Consider the following 7,142-nt stretch of genomic DNA (forward strand, 5'->3'; position numbering starts at 1 on the left):
TTGGTGCTTTTACAAAGATTTCTCTATTATTTTGTCTATTATCAATTTATATATTCATCGCCTAAATTAAAGGTAAGCCCAAATCGTAAAGTCTTATCTAAAGGACTGGGAAATTGCGAGGTTGAGAATAAATAGGAAATATCTATAATTATAAATTCCTGATATTTAAAGCCTCCCCCAACTGAAACAAATTTACGATATCCTTTCTCATCACTTTCGTTAAAATAGCCTGCTCTTAATTTAACGGCATCTCTAAAGGCATACTCGGTTCCTAATGCCCAGGTTACTTCTTTAAGTTCTTCACTTAAACCATCTGGCGCATCGGTAAACGATTTAAATATTCCTGATATCGAGCTGGTTTCATTATAAACATCATCGTCTTCCTGATTTATAATCCCATCTCCATTAAAATCCTGTGGTGTTGGTACTAAAAGTTTATTAAATTCAAGATAAACCCCTAATTTACTATCCGGATTAAAAATAAAATCAAATCCACCTCCAAGCCTTAAGTTGGTTGGAATAAAGTTCTCCTGACCGGCATCATCATAACTCATCTTAGGGCCAATATTACTTATATTCACACCAAAACGCCAAACGCCATCAAAATTATTATAAACAATTTCATCACTTTGATAAAATGCTGCTACATCTACCCCAAAACTACCTGCAGCTCCTAAATCCTGCCCATCGCTTAAACCAAGGTCAGATCTAAGATATCTACCTGCTACCGCCATGGAAAAGGTTTCACTTAATTTTAATGAATACGATACATCAAATGTCAATTCATTAGGATTTACCAAAAGCGGGATTTGCTCGATATTCTGCCGGGTCTCAATACTACCAAGACTAAAATAACGAAAGCTTGCTGCCAAAGCACTACGATCATCTATTTTATAAAAATAACTAAGGTCCCCTAAGAATATATCACTAACTATATCGCTTAAATAAGGTGTATAGGATATCCCTATACCATGTTCTGACGTCGCAAAAGCAAATTTTGCAGGATTCCATTGCTGAGAGAAAGCATCTACTGAAGTAGCAACCCCCTGATCTCCCATCCCGGCTGCCCTGGCATCTGCCGCAACAAGAAGAAAAGGAACAGCAGTAGTAATCACCCGATCCTTAATATCCTGCGCTTTTAAGCAACTAGCGGTAAGCAATGAACCCAATAATAAAATCGTTGAAATTTTCTTCATCTCTTAAACTAAATGATAAACAAATATATACTAATATTATTAGAAGCTAAATGGCTCTATTTTAAATTTCGTTTAAAACACCTTATCGTTCGCTTATTAGAACAAATTTTAAGATAGCCTGAAATATCGGACTTTATGAAAAATAGTAAGGATTAATTTCACTAAATCACATTAAAAAAATACTAATTTTGCAGCTAACGCCATTAATTTGTGCATATTTGCCTAACTTTTAAAAAAGTAAATAGTACAGCTATAGCGGCCTGTTATATATTAATATGAAGGTGGTTAGAACAAAATAAACTTGTACTTTTACCGTTAATTATTATATTGCAGAGCCAAAATTCTACCTAAAGAGAACATGAGAATGAGAAAGAAAACTGTTTTTAGAGCAATTTTTACCATCGCTTTGGGCGTTGGTCTAGTAGGATGTAACAATTCCAAAAATTACAAAAACAGCTCAAGAGCTACCGGATGGGATATTAACTCGAAAGACGGTGGATTTCAATACGATACGGACTACAAGGAACAGGAACCAGCACCAGGACTGGTGTTTATTGAAGGAGGTACATTTACCATGGGACAGGTGCAGGATGATGTAATGCACGACTGGAATAACACGCCTACCCAACAACACGTCCAGTCTTTTTATATGGACGAGACTGAAGTAACAAACCGTATGTATCTTGAATACTTAGACTGGTTGAAAAGAGTTTTCCCTCCATCGCAACAAAACTACAGAAACATTTACTATGGTGCCTTACCAGATACTTTAGTATGGAGAAACCGCCTTGGTTATAACGAAACCATGGTGAACAATTATTTAAGACATCCCGCTTACGCAGAATATCCTGTTGTTGGCGTTAGCTGGGTTCAGGCTGCAGAGTTTAGTAAGTGGAGAACAGACCGTGTTAATGAGAAACAATTGGTAGATGCCGGTTATATCTCTGAAGAGACCTTATACAAAACGGAGCCTGGCGCGACGTTTAGTACTGAAACCTATATCAATGCTCCAAGCAGAGTATACGGCGGGAATACTGAAATGACGCAAAGTGGTAAAAAATCTCAAAAACTAGCAGGTAACCAATCTACCGATAGTCTAGGAAACACCTCTGGAGGCAAACAATACGTACAACGTAAAGATGGGATCTTATATCCTGAATATCGACTCCCTACTGAAGCCGAGTGGGAATATGCTGCATTAGGACTAGTAGGAATTCGTGATTACAATATCTATCGTGGTAGAAAAAAATATCCTTGGGATGGAAGGTACACCCGTAGCGGCGACCTTAGAAAACAAGGTGATCAACTTGCCAATTTTAAACAAGGCGCAGGTGATTACGGCGGAATCGCGGGATGGAGTGATGATGGTGCCGATATTACCGCACCGGTAATGAGCTACGAAGCAAATGATTTTGGATTGTATGATATGGCTGGTAACGTAGCCGAATGGGTAGCTGATGTTTACCGACCAATAGTAGATGATGAATTTAACGATTTTAACTACTATCGTGGAAATGTTTACACTGAAAATGCTATTAACGAAGACGGAACCGTTCAGGTTGTTGGTATAGACGACATTAAATATGATACGCTAAGCACAGGTAAAGTTGTTGCAAGAAATCTTCCTGGTGAGATTGTACAAAAACCAATCACAGAAGACGAAACTTACATGAGAACTAATTTCTCGAAAAGTGACAACCGAGACTTTAGGGATGGCGACAAAAGTTCTAGTAGATATTACCAACCTTTTCAGGATGTAGATAATTCTAAGAGAATGTATAACTCTCCAGATTTTGATCGTATAGCAATAGGAGATACCACTCAGGCAAAACCTAAATACGACGACAAAGAGAGAACAACTTTAATAAGTGATGATGTTCGTGTCTATAAAGGTGGCTCCTGGAGAGATAGAGCTTATTGGTTAGATCCTGCACAAAGAAGGTTTTTCCCTCAGGATATGGCTACAGACTACATAGGATTTAGAAACGCTATGTCTAAAGTAGGAGCAAAATCTATGGACAATGTAAAACGAGCACGCAGCGCAAAATAAGTCTTGCAAGTTTTAGAAAAATATTCACAAAAAAGGCCCTAATTTTTTAGGGCTTTTTTTATACCTTAATTACATGAACATAGCAAAAATACATCGTCGGTTTCTTACAAGCTCAGGAGTAAGCACAGACACCCGTCACATTAGACCAAACAGCTTATTCTTCGCACTTAAAGGAGAAAACTTTAACGGAAATGAATTTGCAGAAGAAGCCTTAAACAAAGGTGCAGAAGTTGCCATAGTAGATGAAGAGGCTTACGCTAAAGATCAGGATAATTATATTTTAGTTAACGATTGCCTGGATGCTTTGCAAAAACTAGCCACTTTTCATCGTCGTTTTCTAGGCATCCCCATAATTTCTATCACTGGAAGCAACGGCAAAACCACCACCAAAGAATTAATCCATGCCGTACTCAGCAAAAAATATAAAACAATTGCCACTACCGGTAACCTAAATAATCATATTGGTGTTCCCCTTACCCTGTTAAGAATGGATGAAACCACAGAAGTTGGCGTGGTAGAAATGGGAGCTAACCATCAGGGAGAAATCGAATTCCTTACTGAAATTGCCCTACCCGATTATGGATATATCACAAATTTCGGAAAAGCCCATTTAGAAGGATTTGGCGGAATAGAAGGCGTGATTAAAGGTAAAAGCGAACTTTACACTCATCTTAAAAATCATAAAAAATTGCTTTTCCTAAATCTGGATGATGAGATACAAAATAGGCAAGATAGCTATTCTCACATTTTCACTTTTGGAAGTACAGAAAAAGCTGCGGTAACCATAGATTATACAGTTTCGCAAAATGGATTGGAATACGCTTCGTTCAACTATAACAAAGAAGTTTTCGAAACACAGCTAACAGGACAATACAACGCTTTTAATGCCGCCGCTGCACTTACTATAGGCTTATACTTTAAAGTACCTTTTAATGCAATTAAAGAAGCTATTAAAGAATATACTCCCGGCAATAACCGATCGCAAATACTAAAAACAAAGAGTAACACACTTATACTAGATGCCTATAATGCCAATCCAACCAGTATGAGTTCTTCAATTATTAACTTCAGCAATATTAAGACATCGCTATCGAAGGTGGTTATCATTGGAGACATGTTGGAACTTGGCCAATACAGTAAAGCAGAGCATCAAAACATCGTGGATCTTTGCATCAACAAAGGCCTTAAAAATGTTTATTTAGTAGGCCATCATTTCAAAGAAACCAAAACTCCCGAAGGATTTCAAAAATTTGACAATGCAGTCGATTTAAAGGTTTTTTTAACGGCTAATCCCATTAGCAACTCCTATCTCCTTATAAAAGGATCCCGAGGAATAGCACTCGAAAAAATCACAGAAAACCTATAATTGAAATTGTAAAAAAATCAGCATATTTTCTATTTAATGCTTATGACCTGAGTCATAATGTAGCTATGCGTATTTCAGGAATTTTGTTTCTCATTAAATTTTCAAATTATGAATGTAGCAGAAACAAATACCGTAGCACAAACAGTTACCGAAAATATTAAAGCCGCTCACGTTTTTAAAAAATATGGCATCGATTTTTGTTGCGGCGGAAATGTGACTATAGAAAATGCCTGTAAAAAAGCGAAAATAGACCAGGCAAAATTAATAAGCGATTTAGAAAATATCGATCAGGTAACCGATCTAAATCATGATTATAAAAGCTGGGATGCTGATTTCCTCGCTGATTATATCTTTAATATTCACCATACCTATGTAGAGGAAAGTATTCCACTTATTCTTCAGTATGGTAAAAAAGTTACAAAAGTGCACGGGCACCACTACACAGAACTTTCAGAAATATTTAGATTATTTGAGGAAGTTGCAGCTGAATTAGGAGGACACCTAAAAAAAGAAGAACTCATTCTTTTTCCTTTTGTTAAAAAATTAGTGGAGGCAAAAAGGACCAAAACAAAAGTTGACACGCCACAATTCCAAACGGTAGACTATCCTATCAAAATGAAGGAAGAAGAACATGAAACAGCTGGAGAGATTATGCGACAAATTGCTATTCTTACCAATAATTACACGCCCCCAGAAGGAGCATGCAACACCTTTAGGGCGTATTATGCCAAATTAGATGAATTTGAGCAAGATTTACATAAGCATGTACATTTAGAAAACAATATTTTATTTCCAAAAGCACTTGCGCTGGAAAAAGAAGTTAGGTAAACTATCTGAGAGCAATCCCATAAGGCATTTATTAAAAATTATTTTTTATTTCGAGACATCCCGATTATCAAGTAAATTCTAAATCAGATTATGAATCATATCGCTCAGAAAATTTGTTCTGAGCGATATTTTTTAATATTTATTTTTTAAACCTGATTCATTCGCATGATTAATGAAGACTTACTCATAGAATTTGGAGCCAAAAAAGCGAAATTCAGAAAAGGAGACCTTATTTTTTCTGAAGCTGCGCCCGCCATCAATTATTACCAAATCAGTACAGGTCAGGTTAAAATGACTAATTATTCAGAAGATGGTAAGGAGTTTACCCAGGGTATTTTTGGAAGCAATCAAAGTTTTGGTGAGCCTCCATTGTTAGCCGACATTAATTATCCCGCTAATGCAGAAGCGCTTTGTGACACGATAGTTCTTCAATTACATAAATCGGCATTTTTAGAGTTATTAATTGCCTACCCCGATATTCATTTAAAATTAACCAAAACCCTGGCCAAACGACTATACTATAAAGCCATCATGGTTTCAGAAATTTCAAATCATGATGCAGAACACCGAATTATTCGAATTATAGATTATTTAAAACATGAAGTCCATCATCAAAAAGATCCATATTCTTTTAAAGTACCTCTCACCCGCCAACAAATAGCAGATCTTACCGGTTTACGTGTAGAAACGGTTATTAGAGCGATAAAAAATCTTCAGCTCAAAAAAGAAGTCCTAATAAAAAATCGAAAAGTTTATCGATAAGATGAATACCAGGTAAATGCAACACCTTCATTTCCATTCCTAATCAAGGATTTATTTATTATAGCCAATATTTTAGAAATGTTCTTTTTTAATCTTTTATCCATTTAACTGTCACAATGACATCTTTTCCATTGTTCTGTTATTGCTCCATCAGTCTGATCGCTAAAATACTCTTCAAAGTTATATAAAATTTAAACGGTACCCTTAAAGTCATGCAATGCGGGAATTTCAAATCCGTCTAATATATCTTCGGGATTTTTATTTGATTAGTTTTCTTTCCCTGTTCATACCTACAAACCGAAAGTGTCGTACCATTACTAAACTCTCATATCAAACTTGAATTATCAGAGGCTGAAGCTCCAATTCTTTAAAACAACTACAGTCATTCACTTAAACTATAACAGGCATTGAAATTAGGAACAATATGATATCGGTAGATTTATCATTTTTTGATTTACCAAAATTGGTTAAAATATACGTTAAATTTCGGTTAGACAAAAACCTAAGCAATCCGAGTGGATTCATACAAAATCAAATCTGCAGTAATTGCGTTTAGATGTTTTCGCGTGGCGGTTTTATTCATTCATTTCATCATATCTATCTCCACGAGTTGTTGGTTGCGAAATCACGATAAATTCCAAATTTTCAGATTGATCATTTCTAATTCGATGTCTTAGTTTCGGTGGTATATGAATTCCGCTACCACTTTCCACTTCGATTATTTCGTTTTCAATTTCAAAAGTTGCTTTTCCTTTTAAAATTCTGAAAAACTGTTGAGAATTATTATGGTAGTGTTTTTTCTCTTGAGTTTTTGGAGGCGAAATGATTTAAACTTTTTTTAAAAATAAAAAAGGGTTGCAGATATTTGTGTTGCGAAACATACAATTATCAAAACCAACCCTTTATGTACTCTGTACTTGACAAAGATACAATAGAATTG

The 7,142-nt window shown here is 35.7% G+C and carries 6 protein-coding genes; 4 read left to right on the forward strand and 2 right to left on the reverse strand.

Translation table 11 applies throughout. From position 1 onward, the window contains the following. Window positions 1-41: 41 nt before the first annotated feature. On the reverse strand, window positions 42-1,196 hold the full coding sequence (gene porV, locus L1967_RS20000) for a type IX secretion system outer membrane channel protein PorV (protein WP_249603278.1): 1,155 nt from the start codon (window positions 1,194-1,196) through the stop codon (window positions 42-44). A 358-nt stretch (window positions 1,197-1,554) separates the two neighbouring features. On the opposite strand from porV, the gene gldJ reads away from it, so the two are divergent. The 4 genes from gldJ to L1967_RS20020 all read left to right on the forward strand — a co-directional run bounded on the left by gldJ (window position 1,555) and on the right by L1967_RS20020 (window position 6,202). Beyond that, window positions 1,555-3,246, forward strand: a complete 1,692-nt coding sequence (gldJ, locus tag L1967_RS20005) for a gliding motility lipoprotein GldJ (protein ID WP_249603279.1) — start codon at window positions 1,555-1,557, stop codon at window positions 3,244-3,246. 73 nt (window positions 3,247-3,319) lie between these two features. Further along, window positions 3,320-4,612 carry a UDP-N-acetylmuramoyl-tripeptide--D-alanyl-D-alanine ligase gene (locus tag L1967_RS20010; protein WP_249603280.1) on the forward strand — a complete coding sequence of 431 codons (1,293 nt, stop codon included), beginning with the start codon at window positions 3,320-3,322 and terminating at the stop codon, window positions 4,610-4,612. A 108-nt stretch (window positions 4,613-4,720) separates the two neighbouring features. Continuing rightward, window positions 4,721-5,440, forward strand: a complete 720-nt coding sequence (ric, locus tag L1967_RS20015) for an iron-sulfur cluster repair di-iron protein (protein WP_249603281.1) — start codon at window positions 4,721-4,723, stop codon at window positions 5,438-5,440. Window positions 5,441-5,605: 165 nt separating this feature from the next. After that, on the forward strand, window positions 5,606-6,202 hold the full coding sequence (locus L1967_RS20020) for a Crp/Fnr family transcriptional regulator (RefSeq protein ID WP_249603282.1): 597 nt from the start codon (window positions 5,606-5,608) through the stop codon (window positions 6,200-6,202). A gap of 575 nt (window positions 6,203-6,777) precedes the next feature. On the opposite strand, the gene L1967_RS22505 is transcribed toward L1967_RS20020, so the two are convergent. After that, window positions 6,778-7,029, reverse strand: a complete 252-nt coding sequence (locus L1967_RS22505) for a cupin domain-containing protein (protein WP_420856428.1) — start codon at window positions 7,027-7,029, stop codon at window positions 6,778-6,780. Window positions 7,030-7,142 lie beyond the last annotated feature (113 nt).

Origin of the sequence: Zunongwangia pacifica (assembly GCF_023499215.1) — a bacterium.
In the GTDB taxonomy this organism is placed as follows: Bacteria; Bacteroidota; Bacteroidia; order Flavobacteriales; family Flavobacteriaceae; genus Zunongwangia; species Zunongwangia pacifica.